Below are 15,879 nucleotides of genomic sequence, written 5' to 3'. Positions count from 1 at the left end.
AAGTCAAATGTCTGAAACACTTCGGCTATGGCTGGATGGCCAATGCCTGCAAACTGCCAGTCGCATGCGCGGAATTGGCCGCTATGTTGAAGGGCTCATTCGCGGCATTGTGGACCAAGGCCAGACGGTCGACCTTCACGTGTCTTTGAACGCAGGGATGCCTCAGGAGGCTGTTGCTGCGCGTGACTTCTTGTCCAGATGGATCAAACCCGACAACATTCACGTCTGGCATGGCGTTGCGGAACAAGGAGAAGCAATTGAAGGACTAACTGATAGGCGTCGGTTGAGTGAGACCGCCCTAGCCTATCACGTCTCATGCATCGCACCCGACGTTGCGCTTTCTACAAGCCCTTTTGAGGGCGCTTATGACAAGGCCGTTCCGCTGCTGCCTGACGAAATAAGTGGCGTCCCAATCGCGTCGATATTCTACGATGCGATCCCCTATCGATTTCCCGATCGTTATCTCTCGGACAATTCAGCAAGCCAATATTACCGGCGCAGGCTTGAAGCCTTCAGCAACTTTCAATGGAATATGTGCATATCGGATTTCGCCAAGCAGGAACTGGCAGATCTTATCGGCGTGGATCGCTCAGTAAATATTGGGGCAGGTGTATCCGATCATTTCATGAACTTGCGACCGCCTCTCGCCCAGCACCAGCGAGAACGAAACACGCTTCTTTATGTCGGCGGTTTTGACTGGCGCAAAAACGTGCCAGCCGTCATTGAAGCGATCGGAACGCTGGAAGAGGCTCAAAAAAACGTTGTCAGATTCCTGGTTGTCGGTGACCTCAATGTTCACGCGGAAGCCTCGCTGAAACGCAGCTGGTCGGATCTTCAACTTCCCGCAGACAATCTGCAGCTCATCGGGCACGTCTCGGATGACGTGCTGTTGAGTTACTATCGCAATGTATCAGCGCTGATCCAACCTTCATTTATGGAGGGATTTGGGCTAACCGCCCTCGAGGCCATTTTATGCGGAACCCCCGTCATAGCGGCAAATGCGGGCGCTCTTCCCGAGGTCATCATCGATAAAACCCACCTTTTCGATCCCCACGACCGCGCCGACATCGCTCGCCATATTTCTCATGCTCTGAGCATGGAGGGAAAATCCACCCTGTCGACTGAAGCCGTTGATCACGCTCGTCAATTTTCATGGAAACGCACGGCGGAAATTACGATTGAAGCGCTGAAGCGTATCGCACAGCGGCAAACCGGTTCGCTTTCAATAAAAGAGGACGGTGTTGTCGCAAGCAAAGCATTTCGCGCCGCGAAAGAATTAAGGTTGCGACGAGACTTGATCCTTGGTTGTCTCGCTCGGTCCGAAATCAGGGAGGCAGGAACGCAACGCCTTATCCTGGATGCGACGTCGACGGTGATTACAGATGGCGGCAGCGGCATCCAAAGAGTCGTCAAAAAAATCTGCGACGCAATGCCCTCGGGTGCGGATACAGCCGTGATTGTCGGTTTCAGCGACAATAGCGACGAATGGTTCGAGGTTAAGGGACGGCGTATCAGTATCGGCGTTGAGGAAACCAAACGAACAGGCGAGCGGATATTTTTCACGCAACGCGATCATATTTTGATGCTCGACAGTTCGTGGACTTTCCATGCAGAACATGCACGAAGCCTGATGAATGCCCGACTTCGCGGCGCCAAAGTCACCACCTGCCTGTACGACACGGTGCCTCTGCGAGCCTCAGGTTTCAGCCACATTGGGATGCCACCGGTATTTTCTCAATGGCTCCAGGCGGCACTTTCCTATTCGACGGGTTTCGTGTGCATTTCTAAGGCTGTCGCGGATGAATTCCTGGAAATCCTGAAGCAGATTCGTTTTCCTCGTCCTCTCGACGTTGGCTTCTGGCCTCTTGGTGCCGATTTCGTTCCAATCCATGAAGCGGCACCGCGAGAGGCTGTTTATACGACTGTTCCCGGCTTTCTCATGGTTGGCACAATCGAACCGCGAAAGGGTTACCGCGTCGCACTCGATGCTTTCGACAAACTTTGGAAGGCAAATATAGATGTAAAGCTTACCATAGTTGGCAAAAAGGGGTGGAACGTCGAACATTTTGTGCGGATGCTGCAAAACCATCCGCAGTTCGACAAAAGGCTTTTTTGGCGCAGCAGCGCAACCGACATCGAACTCGGCGAGGAATATGCCGCCGCAGATTGCCTTATTGCATCCTCTTTTGCCGAAGGTTTTGGGCTACCAATCGTCGAGGCTGGCTACTTCGGCAAACCGATTATCGCGAGTGATATCCCGGTTTTTCGCGAGGTTTCGGCCAAATCGGTTGGTAGCAGCTTCTTTGAAGTCGGCAACTCCGAGGCACTAGCTGGCTGCATTGAGACCTATATTTCAAATCCTCGCAAGCAGGACTTTAAAGCTGTGAAACCGTGGGAAAACTGGACGCAGAGTGCAGAGAAACTGAGGCAAGTCGTCATGGATGGTGGGTGGTACCATCGCTACACGCCCGAAGATGCCGCTGCCTTTGTCCATCCTGCGGAAATCGGAAAATTCGAGATGACAGACGCCCTGGATCCTCCCCAGAGCCGCCACGCACTGCGTCTGATTGATGGGCCAATGAACGCTGACATCAACGATGCTCAAAAGTACATCGTTGAGATTGCCAATCAATCTGATGCATTGTGGTCAAGCAAAGGCGCCAAAGATAGAGTGCTTGGTGTTTTCCTCGGGTGTCGCCTTTTTGACCTGCACGGACGCCTTCTATACGAAGGTTACCGCACAGAGATACCTTTGATAATCGCCCCGAAAGATACAGTATTTATGCCGGTTGAAGTTCCTAACGATTGGCTAAAACGCACAGATGCCGTTGTCCGTATTGAGATGGTACAAGAAGGCGTACGCTGGTGGGGCAGTCCGCTTGTCTTGCGGATTGAGGATATCGCGAGGAATATGGCGTGCGCGTAGGCGTCGACGCCCGAAACCTTGTGCCCAGCCTCAGCGGTATTGGGCGCTACGTGCTCGAAATGTGTCGGGCACTGGGGGAGCAGGGGCACGCACTGATCTTGTATCTGCCGGAGGCGCCCCACACACCCCTCCCGCCATTGCGCGGCTGCGAGCTTCGTATAGGGACGTTTAAAGGTCCTTGGCGGCGCGCAGTTTGGAGCATGACGGCCCTTCCGAAGGCAGCCAAGCAAGACCAACTCGACCTCTTCTGGGGACCGGCACATCGGCTGCCGCCCGGCCTGCCCGTCGATCTCCCAACAATCGTAACCATTCACGATCTCGTGTGGCTCAAGGCTCCCGAGACCATGCGTTGGCAGACTTGGCTGGGAGAACGGGCATTTATGGTGGCCTCTCTGAAGCGTGCCCGCCATATTGTCGCAGACTCGGAAGCGACGGCGGAAGACATTACCGCATTTTATCCGGACGCGGCAGGTCGAGTTGATGTCATTTACCCAGGCCTTACCACCCTTCCCCCGCCAGGCGGTCGACCTCTGATACCCATGGACGATCAGGGGCAAAAGGAACGCTACGCCTTATTCGTCGGCACACTGGAGCCGCGGAAGAACCTTGCGCAACTGCTTCAGGCCTTCGCCTCCATCCCATCTTCCAGCCTGTCCGGCCTGAAGCTGGTCATTGCCGGCGGCCAGGGCTGGCGAATGGGTGATCTATCGGCGTTGATCAGCCATCATGGTATTCAAGACCGCGTCGTCCTCACCGGCTTCGTGTCAGATGCTGAACTGGCGCAACTTTATGCCTCGGCCGACTTTTTGCTCATGCCTTCCCTTTATGAGGGGTTCGGCTTTCCGATCATCGAAGCGCAGAGCTTCGGCGTGCCTGTGATCACGTCAAACCGCTCCTCCATGCCGGAAGTGGCGGGAGATGGGGCAGTTTTCGTTAATCCGGATGATTCAGCAGCGATTGCAGATGCGATCCAGCGCCTGCATAGCGATCGTGAATTGCGGGAACAGCTGGGCGAGTTAGGACGATTAAATACCGCGCGCTTCCCATGGGAAATGGCAGCAACGGCGCTGATACAGCTTGCGGTCACGCAAGACACGTCGGCCCGGCTTCAGACCAGAGACGTCCACTAACGATCCCCGTACCAAAATATCAACCATGTTTAATCTTATCTAGACAATAACGCTGCGGGCAGTACCATCAAATTTTGGTCAGCGGAGCGTAGCATATGCATAGGCTGATTATACAAATTCCGTGCCTCAACGAAGAAGAAGCCCTCCCAGTTGCTTTGGCGCGCTTGCCTCGCAAGGTCGCAGGGTTCGACGTGGTCGAGTGGCTCGTTATAGATGATGGATCAACCGACCGGACGGTCGAGGTTGCCCATAGACATGGCGTAGACCATGTGATTTCTCTGCCACATAATCAAGGGCTTGCCAAAGCCTTTGTGGCCGGTCTGGAGCATGCTTTGCGCTTGGGGGCTGATGTTATAGTCAACACGGATGCGGACAATCAGTACAACGCAGACTGCATCCCCGACTTAGTTGCACCCATCCTCGCCCGAGAAGCACAAATCGTCATTGGCGCTCGGCCCATTGCGGATATTGAGCATTTCAGCCCGGTCAAGAAATTTCTGCAACGGTTCGGAAGCTGGGTCGTCAAAGTTGCAAGCGATACGATTGTCGCCGACGCACCTAGTGGCTTCCGCGCCATCCATCGCGACGCGGCGATGCGGCTGAACGTCTTCAATCCCTATACCTATACGCTCGAAACGATCATTCAGGCCGGCCGCAAAAACATACCGATAATGTCAGTACCTGTCTCCGTAAACGGCTATCTGCGTCCCTCGCGCCTTGTCAAAAGCATTCCAGACTATGTGATGCGCTCCGTTGTAACAGTGCTGCGCATTTTCATGGTCTATGCTCCCCTCCGCTTCTTCAGCTGGGCCGCACTGATTGCTGTGACGCCCGGAGTTCTCGCCGTTCTCCGTTTTCTATATTACTACAGCATAGGCGATGGCCAAGGAAACATTCAGTCTCTGGTCCTTTCGACCGTATTTTTTGCGATCGGCGGCATTCTGGTCATGGCCGGCCTGTTGGCCGAGCTGATTGCCGTCAACCGCACTTTGCTCGAAGACATTAGACTTCGGCTCATCAAAATCGATCTTGGCAATGCGACCGGCACCGCTCAAAAACCGAATACCGGCGGGAATACGTTGATTTCGGAGCTCGACAATGCGGATAGATGAAGCCACATACGAAAACGTTCCGGGCAATTATTACGATAAGTATAACACTAAGAACCCGATTGCTCGCTATTTGATGGATGGATTTCTACGGTCATTTGATGAATTGACCGCTTTGAGTAGGAGCAAGCGCTCTTATGAAGTGGGATGCGGGGAAGGAAATCTCTCACTTCGTTTGCGCGAGCGGGGCTGGGAGGTAAGAGGTAGCGATCTGGAAACCGTGAGCGTCGATGAGGCCAACATGGCCTGCGCGGCCAGAAACTACCCTCCCCTGTTTTACCAACGCTCTCTGTTCGACCTCACACCAGAGGAGGCCGCTTGCGAACTGGTTATCTGCTGCGAGGTGCTCGAGCACGTGCCTGACACACATCGCGCACTTGAGACTTTGCGAAACCTGGCCACCCCCTACCTCCTTGTCAGCGTGCCAAGGGAGCCGGTCTGGCGGGTTCTCAATATGGCCCGCGGAAAATACCTTCAAGACCTCGGCAATACTCCGGGCCATATCCATCATTGGTCATCACGAACGTTTATTAAGGAAATCGAAAAAATCGGGGATATCGTGTCGATCAAACAACCGCTGCCGTGGACGATGGTGCTGTGCCGTTGTGACTGAGACGGATAGGAGGCAGGACGCGAAGCAGACTAAGCTCACTCTCGCAAAGACGGCTTGGCGCATTGTTAGCATTCTCCTTACCGCGCTCGCATTTGCATATATTGCCTATGCTCTTGTGCTTTCCGGCGCCTCGGTCGCGGCTTATTTCACATCCTCCAAACTGATTTTTTCCATTTTGCTCGGCGGATTTCTGTACGCGCTAACACTCCAATTTGTCGGTGCGGGGTGGTGGCAAGTGTTGGTCAGCCTTGGTGATAGAGCCCTTGACCTCAACACTGCATTGGCGATTTTTGGCCGCACGCAGATTTACAAATATCTCCCGACGAACGTATTCCATATGGCAGGTCGGATAGCAGAAGCGCGCCTGCACGGCGTCTCAACGACAATCCTGATTATTGCACAATTCGTCGAGTTTTTCCTATTGGCAAGCGCCGCCGCACTGGTTTCAGGCGCTTTCGGTTGGCACTTGATTAAGGAGCAGGGTCACCAATTAAACATCTCTCCGATGACGATATTCTGGGCGACCGCACTCATCGGAGTTGTCGGTGTTGTCGCCGTGAGATGGGCGCGGCATCGAAACCCAATCAACAAGATTCGGCTATCACAGGCTAATGGCTCGCTGGCGCTCCTCTGCTATTCCCTTTTCTTTGTGTTGAATGGAGTTTTGTTGAAAATCCTGAGTGTCGCAGTCAACGGTTTGGATATCAGTGTTATTCAACTGATGGGAATTGGTGCGGCGGCCTGGTTAATCGGGTTCATCGTACCTGGTGCACCGGGCGGCCTAGGCGTTAGAGAGGCCGCGATGATTGCAGCTCTGAGTAAGCTTGGAGTAAACGAGCCCGCGGCTTTGGCTCTGGCGTTATCTCATCGGCTTTCGACCGTCCTTGGTGATGCAGTCGTAGCGGTCGTCTTTCTTTTCCGGGAAAGATGAAACATACCGCATATCAGAATTCATTTATTCACAGTAAGCGCTGGAGATACCAAGCATGCCGTACAATGATATTCTTGGTCTGACCTGTCGCAAGATTAGCGTTGCGGCTCTGTGCATCATATTCGCGCTGAGTGTAAATGGTTCAATTCCATTTTTTACCGCTCCCACGCTTGGGCAAGCCATCTGGATCGCGGGTTTCGGATATTCATTTTCAAATGAATCAATCTTGGCTATCCATGCGAATAACATGGGTTACCCGCTTCCATCCCCGATCGCATTTGGCCTAAGCGGTGCCTATCCGTCAGGCCTCCTGATTGCCGCTGGCCTAAACGCGATTGATGCCTACACTCTGGTCGTCACGGGCTGGCTCATCATAGCTTTCATAGGGGCAGCAGCACTTGCTCGAATAGCTGGCACCTCGCTCATTACTGGATTCTTAATGGCGACGATGTGGCTTTGCTTGCCTGCGGTGTGGGATCACGCAAGCTATTCCATGACAGCTGTTGGCATGGCCTTAATGCCATTCTATCTTTGGTCAGTAGTTCGGATTCTCAATTCACCATTTCAAAATAAAATAAGGTTTGCACTAGATTCTCTTTTATTTGCAGCCGTCTGTCTTCTTTCGGCTTTTACAGATGGATACACCTTTGTCATGTTCGCCGTAGCGTCATCTACATGCATCGGCTCTGTAATTGCATCAAAGAAGGGCCCGCGTTCCGTAGCGCTCCGGCTTTTTCCCGTACATATTGCTTCCTTCGGCATCGCATACATTCTATATAAATCATACTTTCCTTATGTGGACTCTAACCTCTCAACGCTAGATTTCTTCCGCGGATGGGGAGCGGATATCACATATTTCTTCGTCCCAACTTGTGGCGTATCGTCGTTTTTTGACTATTTCGGAGCATGCTCGGAACGAATTTCAAAATTACATTACGGAGATGCCTCCGTATGGAGGACTACATTTATATCTCCAATTCTATTTGCATCAATGTTATTTTTTTTCTGGAAACGTCCCCAAGGTTGGCTGCCATTTGCTTGCCTTGCATTCGGGCTTTTTGCTCTATACATGTCGCTCGGGCCGACAGTAAAACTCTTCACGGTCAAGCAACCTGATCACCTTTTAGACGGGCCATTTATGAGTGCGTCGCAAGGCTGGTTTGAGACTGGCAGCGGATGGATCTCAGAAAGAATCCCCGGCTTTGCAAGTATGAGGGCCAGCTATCGCTGGGTGGTCCTCGCCCTCTTGGGGGTCTGGTTGCTGCTTGCTTCGTGCATGACTGAAATGAAAGCCGGAAGGGCGGTCACATTAGCTGTGCCCGGCTTGGTCATCTTGCTTTTAATACCAGGCCCTGCCAACTTCGCATCAGCACGCTCGAACAGAGAGAATTTTGGGGAACTCGAAAAAGGCCTCGTCTCAGCCTTGGACTCGGATCTTAAACCCGGTGAAAGAGTTGCTTTCCTTCCATTTCGAAATGATTTTCTTGTAAATTACCTCGCCCCACGCATTGGAATCCGCGCTTTTAACATTGGCGGCGATAAGAATTTAGCCGCTGCCATGCTTAACTGGCCGCAACCTCTTTTGGATCCAAAGGCGCAGCAAACAGACATGGGACTAGCTGAGGCCGCATTAAAATTTTTGGCGAAGAGAGATGGAGATGTTGTTATATTTCCTTACTTTGACATGTTGGACACAGCTCACAAAGGTAAAATTGAGAATGTCTATCAGCCAGCACTATCAATGGTTACACGACAGCTCGAAAAAAGCACCTTAGTCGACGTTAGTTTTAGAAATGACTACGCTGTAGCCAGACTTTCGAAAATCGCTAATGACTTCGACGCGGACGACATTGTCGAGCGCTTCTTGGAGCAGCAATGCATTGGTACTCTATGTTTGACGGCGGAGAGTTTGCATCCCAGCAATAGCGCCACTCAGGTCGGCGAGTATAAGGGAGGCGCTATCTTCTCTACAAACAAGAAGGGCTTCCTTCTCTACGGCCCCTATGTAGCGATGAATCCAGGTGAATATAGACTGACAATCAGGGGCAAAGCGAACGGAACGGCATGGTCTGACGTGACATCAGCCAATGGACAAACTGTACTAACCAGCGCAGCTTTATGCACAGAGAATTGTCCGTACGATAAGATCTTTGATCAAAAATTCAATATCGCTACCAAGGTTGAGCGATTGGAAATCAGAGTGTTTGTTGATGCGGGTGACAATGTGCGCGTTGACAGCTACGAACTCGTACCATCACCCCATGATCAAAGATAGGTTCTCGAAGAAAGGTTTCGACTGCTCCATTGGAAATGATATTGCTCAGTTCCACAGTTCTTGACCGCGTAGCTTTTCGAATAGCGCGACATAGCGCTGGATCATTAGAGTTGCTCGTAATTGGATACGATAGTGATCTATCGAATGGTTGGCATAAGTACGGCCGGCATTGGCAGTAAGCATCAATTCCATTCCGGATCCCAACGCGCCCGCATCCTCAGGCGGCACCACAATTCCCGTTTCGCCATGCTTATTGACGAAGCTTGTCCCCGTCCCAATCTCGCAGCTGATCATCGGCTTGCCGAACATCGCCGCCTCGACCAGCGACAGCCCGTAGGCCTCCGACCGCATATGAGACGGAAACACAAAGGCTGTACAAAGCTCGAGCAATGCCGCCTTGTCGAGGTCACTGACGGCGCCGAGGAAATGCACATTGGTAAGGCCCGCACTTGTCGCTTGCGCCTTCAGTTGCCCTTCCATGGGCCCCTTCCCCGCAATGAGGATGTCGGCATCCACCTTCTTCGCCGCCTCAATCAGCGTATGCAGGCCCTTGTAGTAGCGTAGCACGCCAACAAACAGGAAGAAGGGCTTGGGAAAGCGTGACCTCCAGTGATCCTTGAGCTTCTGCGGTGCGCGGGGGTAATCCGCCTCGTCGAGGCCGATCGGGATGACGTCTGTCTTGTCGCGATATCGCTGCAGCACCTCGCTGCTCTCCAGGTAGTTCGGCGAGGTCGCAACAATCCGCGTCACGCTCGACAGGAAGCGATGCATCAACGGCTTGTAGAGCTGCAGCAGCAGCTTCTGCTTCACGATGTCGGAATGATAGGTGACGATGGTCGGCTTTCCCGGCGGATGCAGGAGATGCAGCAGATCCATGAACGGCCAGGGAAAGTGGTAGTGTACGACATCGGCTTTTGCGCTCAGATCTCTGAACTTTGAAAAAGCCTCGCGCGAAAAGCCGGTGGAGGCGAATTCAAGATCGAGTTTCGCTTTGTACGCCATGTGACCATCGAACTCGACGGTGTTGGCAGCCGGATCGCGGCTGAGCGACAGCACATCGGACTGGATACCGTGCGCCAATGCCCCTTTTGCGATTGCGTGGATTGTCCGCTCGACACCGCCGAATGTATCCGGATGATAGGTCTTGAAGACATGAAGAACGCGCATTTCAAGATCCTCGAATTCAATCCGCCTGTGGCGCCATCTGCCTGAGCGATGGCGCCATTGTCAGGAAGCAGCAGCTAGCCGCGTCCGAACTCGTCGGACACCCGGACGATATCATCTTCGCCGAGATAAGACCCAGTCTGCACCTCGATCATCTCCAGCATGATCTTGCCGGGGTTATAGAGCCGGTGCAGATCGCCTTGCGGGATGTAGACGGATTCGTTTTCGCGCACGAACATCACCTTATCGCCGACAGTCACTTCGGCCGTGCCCTTAACGCAGATCCAGTGTTCCGAGCGGTGGAAGTGCTTCTGCAGCGAAAGCTTCTTGCCCGGCAGAACGAACAGACGCTTCACCTGGAAGCGGTCGCCATTCAACAGCGAGGTATAGCCACCCCATGGGCGATAGGCGGTCGGATGGGTCTCCGTCAGACGTGACGTTTCCTTCGACAGTGCTAGCACCTTGACGAGCTTGCCGACTTCCTGCGCCTCATCCAGCCGGCCGACATAAACGGCGTCTTCGCTTGCAATGACGGCCACGTCCTTCAATCCCTGGACCGCAACATGCGACGCGCGCGACAGGACCAGAGAATTTTCCGTGTTCATGACCGTGGCCTGCCCGATGACAACGTTGCCATTGGCATCCTTATCGCCGAGCTTCCATACGGCATCCCAGCTCCCCAGATCAGACCAGGCAAATGCTGACGTAACGACGGCTGCATTCTGCGTCTTTTCCATCACGGCGTAGTCGATGGAGATGTCTGGGCTACTCTGGAAGCTCTCCTCATCGAGACGAACAAAATCCAGATCGACTGCTGCCGCAGCCACTGCAGCCGCGGCAGCCTCATGAACGGCTGGCGCGAAGGCTTCGAGTTCGCTCAGCAGCAGATCGACGCGCGACATGAAGATGCCTGAGTTCCAGAAGAACCCGCCGGCTGCCAGCATCTCTTCTGCGGCGGCGAGCTGCGGCTTTTCGACAAAACGTTTGACCTTATGAACGCCCGTTGAGAGCACCTCACCCTCTTCAATATAGCCATAACCGATCGCCGGCTCGCTCGGTTTGATGCCAAAGGTTACGATTTTGCCGGAAGCTGCTGTGTCGCGCGCGGTGACGACAGCATCGCTCCACTCGCGGCCAGCATCGATCTCGTGATCAGAGGCCAGAAGCAGAAGGATCGCGTCCTCGTTAAACGTCTGCCTGAGATGAAACGCAGCAGCCGCGATGGCAGCAGCCGTATTGCGCGCAACCGGCTCGAGGATAATGGCAGAGAGATCGATGCCCACTTCACGGGCCTGCTCAGCCACGGTAAAGCGGAAATCCTGGTTGGTAATGACGACAGGCGCTTCGTAGACGGAGGCGTCCGCAACGCGTTCCAGGGTTTCCTGGAAGAGGGTCTTTTCATCGATCAACTGGATGAACTGTTTCGGCGCGCTGGAGCGCGACAAGGGCCAGAGCCGCGTGCCTTTGCCGCCGGCCATGATAACAGGAATGATTTTTTGGGTCACAACACTCTCTCCGCTGGTCGACGGCTTGAGGTTGTATGGGCACACCTTAGGATTGGCAAACCAGTTATGTCTTATTACTCAGGTCTGATGTGGAAAAGTGGCACCTGTGCGTAAGACAAGCTGAGCGAGGCGTCTCAACCAGGAGCGGACAATCCGCAGACACCTTCATCCCATAGGGCTCACCACCCTCATCTAGGACTTCGCATGTTGCCTGCACCTTCGATGACTGCGGCGGCTGTCGAACGGGGAGTGAACGTTGCGATGCGAGATCAACCATTACGGTATAGGGAGCACCAATTAAGTCCATCACCAGTTTAAATAAAGGCCGGTGCCCCCTGTGCTCACCGGCCTTCGTATTTCCGGACGCCTACCGCCGGCTAGTCGATGGAGATATCCATCGAATCCGGTGCTTCCTGGTCCCTGGTGATACGTTCATAGGCTTCAGCTGACCCAGCCTCCTGGACCTCGCAAAGAATTTGCAGATCGTCGAAATTAGGGGGATTGTTTCCGTAAAGCGCGTTCATCTTTTCGGGAAACTGATGCGAAGGATAGGCATCATTCGCCCAGGGATCGCAGACAACTTCATGGTCTCCGTTCCCTATGACAAGGAAGCAGTGATCGCCCTTGTCGATCGGAAAGCAGTAAGCCCGCAAGGGGTAAACGCCATGTCGGAATAGAAGCGCCAGAGCCACAGCTTGCATTTCAAAGCAGTTTCCGCTTTTGCCACCAACGGCGACTTTTGCCGCCTTCAGATAAAGCTCAAGCGGCGTGCTGTATCGAATTTCAGTATTCCGGACGATCATCAGCATTTCCGTCGAGAAATCTCGATTGGGAGTGCGCAGGGCCGAAATGTGGACGTTGTTCGAGCCATTTGCCAGAAGCTGTCTTGTCCTGCCCTTCGCCCAGTCGGCCCACTGCAGTGGTGTCCAAGTATGCGGCATTGTCATTCTCCTTCTTTCAAGGCAACCGACATCCGCCCGGCCCCTTGCCGAGGCGGATGCGATCTTGGGTTCACGGGGTTAGGTTGGGGTTTGCGGGGAATTCTGCCCCGTTTCAGGCACTCTTGGAGATCTGTTCGCGATAGGATTGCAGCGTTGCAATCTTCTCGTCCGCTGCTGCCTGGCGCTCGGCAACGATTTCGCTCACGCGCTGAGAGGCGTCGCGAATGTAGGCCTTCAGCCGCTCGCCCGTGATGTAGTCGCCGGACAGCTTGTTCAGCTTGGACCAGCCATCGGCGAAGCTCTGGACGAAACGGTCGCAGACGATGCTGGTGGCATGGAACTGAGCCGTCTGGCGGATGAAGAATTCGTCGACCGAACGGATCAGCTGGGCAAACCGGTGCTTGCGGATCACCTCAAGTTTCGAGACATCCTCGACCGACTTGATCTGATCGCCGGCTTCATCGGCAACAGCCTGCATGAAATCGGCAAAGGACTTGAAGAAGAAGGCCATTTCTTCGACGATTTCCTTCATGCGCTTCAGAGCCGTCACACTCATTTCCAGGCATCGGATCGAGACTTCAAGTTCCTCCTCCCGCTGCACGCCGCCTGCCAGCATAGCATTGAGCCGCACAAGGTCTGCTGCCTGGGTGCGTCGCTCGCGCTCCAACGCCTCGGCCCGGTCAATCATCTTCATCTGCATGGCACGCAGATTGTCACCTTGCTGCTGCTGTTCGGCAGACATCTGCTGAAGCCCCTTGTCGAAGGCATCGACGGTCGATTGCAGGCTGGAGATCAGAGTATTGTGTTGGGTAATCGACTGTTCCTGCTCCTGCAGCTTGCTCTGCTGTGCTGCGATGCGCTTGTCCATTTCGGCGAGCTGCACTGCCTTTGGAGAGGCGGGATCGTCCGTGCCTTCTGAAGTCTCCAGCTTCTTGCGCGCCTCGGTCAGTTCGCCAATCTGCGCCTTGATCCGGTCACGGTCGGCCTCGCTGGTCTTGAGTGCAGCTTGTTGCTCGGAAAGCTTGGTTTTTGCTCCCGCGGCGCCTGCCGGATCGCCAGCTCCCTGCTGCGCGACTGGCTTTTGCCCATCGGTCTGGCCGTCTCCCGCATCAGCGCCGGTCGCCTTGCCCTGCCCGCCCATCATCCCGCCAAGCATCGGTGCCAGCATGCCGGCCGGGCCGGCGGCTGCCATCGCAATTGCCGGAATGGCATTGGAGATCATCTGGGCGCCGGTGCGGATGATCGACATGATGAAGGCGCGCTCTTCCGCCGTATTGGCCTTTTCTTCGTATTCCCGCGCCTTCTTCTCAAACTCCGCGACCTCATCGGTCAGGTCGGTGACCAGCGATTCCACCTGAGCCCGCTTGGCGCGGGTTTCCGTCAACTCGCGCTTCAGCTCAGCTTGGCGCTCAAGCTCCTCACCCATGGCAATTTCATTGGTGTTGATGGTCTTGACCGTGGCTGCAATAACCTCGTCATAGCCCTTGGCGATGACAAGAAGAGCATCTCGGATCTTCAACGAACGATCGCGGATATCCTTGGCGAGTGCCAGGAGGTCGCTGGACACGAATTGCTTGATCTCACTCTGATCGGCACTGTCCTTGATATCGAGCCAATCGGGATAGACTTCGCCGAGCTGCTTCACGATGGTTTGAGCGGTCCCCATTGCCCCGCGCATGGTGCTTTCGCTGCGCTGCTGCAGACTGATCAGCTTGTTCATGATGGTGGAAATACTGACGCGGCTGTCGCCGAACCTCTGCGGTGTCGTGTTGTAAGCGATGTAGAGAAGATCAACCGCATTGTCGGTATCGCGCTTGGCGCGCTCGACATTGTAGGACCCTTCGATCTTGCGGACAAAGGTCTGCACGATACCGGCATCCACAGGCGGCAGGGGAGCGCTGGGGGTGTCGAGGATTGTCTGAACATCGGCCGCTATGGCTTTGTTCAGCTGCGCCTCACGACTTTCGAAATTGCTGACAGTATTGGTCACGATATTTTCCTTTCAGTACGGTTTCGGGTGGTGTTTCTGCTCACAGAGAGCAGCTCCGTTGCGCCTCTTCAGGCAGCGCGGATTGGGTGGCTCGAACGAATTCAGGCAGTGAGGCGGCAAGAGCGCTTGTCTCTGAAGAGACCCGCCTCAAGGTGCGCCAGCGGGCCTCGTCGAGATTGAGATCAGCGGCCTCATCGAGGCTTGTCGAGAACTCGGCAATGAGCGTGTTGAAAGGCTGGATCTGCTCGCGAACCTGCGAGGCGACAAGCTTGGTGCTGGCGATCGCGCTTTCTGTCCGGGCGACAGCATTCTGCGCCTCGGCCAATTGCTGCTGCGCGTTTGATGCCTGTTGGGTGCTGGCATCCAGACGTTGCCGCGCCTGCTCCCACGCGCCGATCGCTTCCTGCAAGCGAGGCTCGGCCGCATTGAGGTCGGCCTGGGCATCGTTCATCCAGTTCAACTGCTTGACGACGTCTTCGCCAGCATTGCAGATATCGGGAAACAGGAAGAAGACGTCACGGCAGACTTTGAGACGCTCAGCCTGTTCATCACGCTCCCGCGCCGCCCGCTCGACATTGGCGCGGTGCTCCTCCATCTTGTTGCGCTCTCTTTCCGCTTCCGCCGCAAAGCCCTCGACCTCCTGCCGGAATCGTGCGAGCTCGGCCTCGCTGTCGCGCTGGCGCTGGATGGAATCGCCCAAGGCGCGTTCCTGATCGGCCGTGATCGCTTCAAGCTTGCCGACGTAATCGACCAGGCAGCTCGCATGCCGTTCGAGCGTATTGCGCGCCTCCACAGCCATCTGGAGGCTCTGTTTAAAAGCCTGCAGCTCACCATCGTCGATCTGTCGAGCTATGGCTTGGTCAGCATAGGGGAAGCTTGAGCCCAGAAGAGGCCCTACGGCTAACGACAGGCATAGGCAGCCCGATGCCAGTAGTCTGGAGTAACGCATGTGCATTGTGCATCTCCTCATTGACGAGGCGCCTCTCCGCCAGGCGCTGGGCGCAGGGGCGCGGGCGCTGCGGCCGTACCGGTCGAAGCGCGCTCTGGTTGATGTGGTTAAAGTCCAGCGGCAGACCGCCGGGTTCGCATTTGGATGGCTGGCATCTGAGCGCTGCTTGAGCTGGCTTTACACCCTCATAGATTTCGCCGCAGCTCCGATGCCGAATGCAATCCATGAGGGTGTTTTGCCGTGTGCCCGCGTTCCGCGCCAGTGCAACAAAATGCACGCTCTTCGCTTCAGGTTGTACGGAGCTTCCGTGCGGAATCGTAAAATTGAGAAAGCGTGATAGCGGATC

General features: G+C 54.7%; 11 protein-coding genes. 6 read left to right on the top strand and 5 right to left on the bottom strand.

The window, feature by feature from the left end:
- Positions 1-7 precede the first annotated feature (7 nt).
- The 6 genes from ACSV9I_RS07095 (at position 8) to ACSV9I_RS07070 (ending at position 8,984) form a co-directional block, all read left to right on the top strand.
- Positions 8-2,926: a glycosyltransferase family 4 protein gene (locus tag ACSV9I_RS07095; protein WP_438328086.1), complete on the top strand. Its 2,919-nt coding sequence runs from the start codon at positions 8-10 to the stop codon at positions 2,924-2,926.
- A complete protein-coding gene (locus ACSV9I_RS07090; RefSeq protein WP_438328084.1) occupies positions 2,917-4,056 on the top strand; it encodes a glycosyltransferase family 4 protein in 1,140 nt (379 codons plus the stop codon). Before ACSV9I_RS07095 ends, ACSV9I_RS07090 begins: the two co-directional genes overlap by 10 nt.
- Before the next feature lie 95 nt (positions 4,057-4,151).
- The gene (locus ACSV9I_RS07085; protein ID WP_438328083.1) at positions 4,152-5,168 is read left to right on the top strand and encodes a glycosyltransferase family 2 protein; all 1,017 of its coding nucleotides are present in this window, start codon (positions 4,152-4,154) and stop codon (positions 5,166-5,168) included.
- A complete protein-coding gene (locus ACSV9I_RS07080; RefSeq protein WP_438328081.1) occupies positions 5,155-5,778 on the top strand; it encodes a class I SAM-dependent methyltransferase in 624 nt (207 codons plus the stop codon). The genes ACSV9I_RS07085 and ACSV9I_RS07080 overlap by 14 nt, the downstream gene beginning before the upstream one ends.
- Complete coding sequence (locus ACSV9I_RS07075) at positions 5,771-6,709, top strand: lysylphosphatidylglycerol synthase domain-containing protein (protein ID WP_438328080.1); 939 nt, start codon at positions 5,771-5,773, stop codon at positions 6,707-6,709. The genes ACSV9I_RS07080 and ACSV9I_RS07075 overlap by 8 nt, the downstream gene beginning before the upstream one ends.
- Before the next feature lie 55 nt (positions 6,710-6,764).
- Positions 6,765-8,984 carry a hypothetical protein gene (locus tag ACSV9I_RS07070; protein ID WP_438328079.1) on the top strand — a complete coding sequence of 740 codons (2,220 nt, stop codon included), beginning with the start codon at positions 6,765-6,767 and terminating at the stop codon, positions 8,982-8,984.
- Positions 8,985-9,029: 45 nt separating this feature from the next.
- Here the strand turns inward: ACSV9I_RS07070 and ACSV9I_RS07065 are convergent, their stop codons facing one another.
- The 5 genes from ACSV9I_RS07065 to ACSV9I_RS07045 all read right to left on the bottom strand — a co-directional run bounded on the left by ACSV9I_RS07065 (position 9,030) and on the right by ACSV9I_RS07045 (position 15,383).
- Positions 9,030-10,151, bottom strand: a complete 1,122-nt coding sequence (locus tag ACSV9I_RS07065) for a glycosyltransferase (protein ID WP_438328078.1) — start codon at positions 10,149-10,151, stop codon at positions 9,030-9,032.
- 74 nt (positions 10,152-10,225) lie between these two features.
- Positions 10,226-11,653 (bottom strand): mannose-1-phosphate guanylyltransferase/mannose-6-phosphate isomerase, encoded by a 1,428-nt coding sequence (locus ACSV9I_RS07060; protein WP_438328077.1) that lies wholly within the window; start codon positions 11,651-11,653, stop codon positions 10,226-10,228.
- Positions 11,654-12,030: 377 nt separating this feature from the next.
- On the bottom strand, positions 12,031-12,600 hold the full coding sequence (locus tag ACSV9I_RS07055) for a hypothetical protein (protein WP_438328076.1): 570 nt from the start codon (positions 12,598-12,600) through the stop codon (positions 12,031-12,033).
- 106 nt (positions 12,601-12,706) lie between these two features.
- A complete protein-coding gene (locus ACSV9I_RS07050; RefSeq protein ID WP_438328075.1) occupies positions 12,707-14,584 on the bottom strand; it encodes a tyrosyl-tRNA deacylase in 1,878 nt (625 codons plus the stop codon).
- A 40-nt stretch (positions 14,585-14,624) separates the two neighbouring features.
- Complete coding sequence (locus ACSV9I_RS07045; protein WP_438328074.1) at positions 14,625-15,383, bottom strand: hypothetical protein; 759 nt, start codon at positions 15,381-15,383, stop codon at positions 14,625-14,627.
- Positions 15,384-15,879 lie beyond the last annotated feature (496 nt).

It is taken from the genome of Rhizobium sp. G187 (assembly GCF_051549525.1).
GTDB lineage: Bacteria > Pseudomonadota > Alphaproteobacteria > Rhizobiales > Rhizobiaceae > Allorhizobium.
Note: the sequence above shows the minus strand (reverse complement) of the source record. Positions and strands in the feature narration are given on the sequence as shown.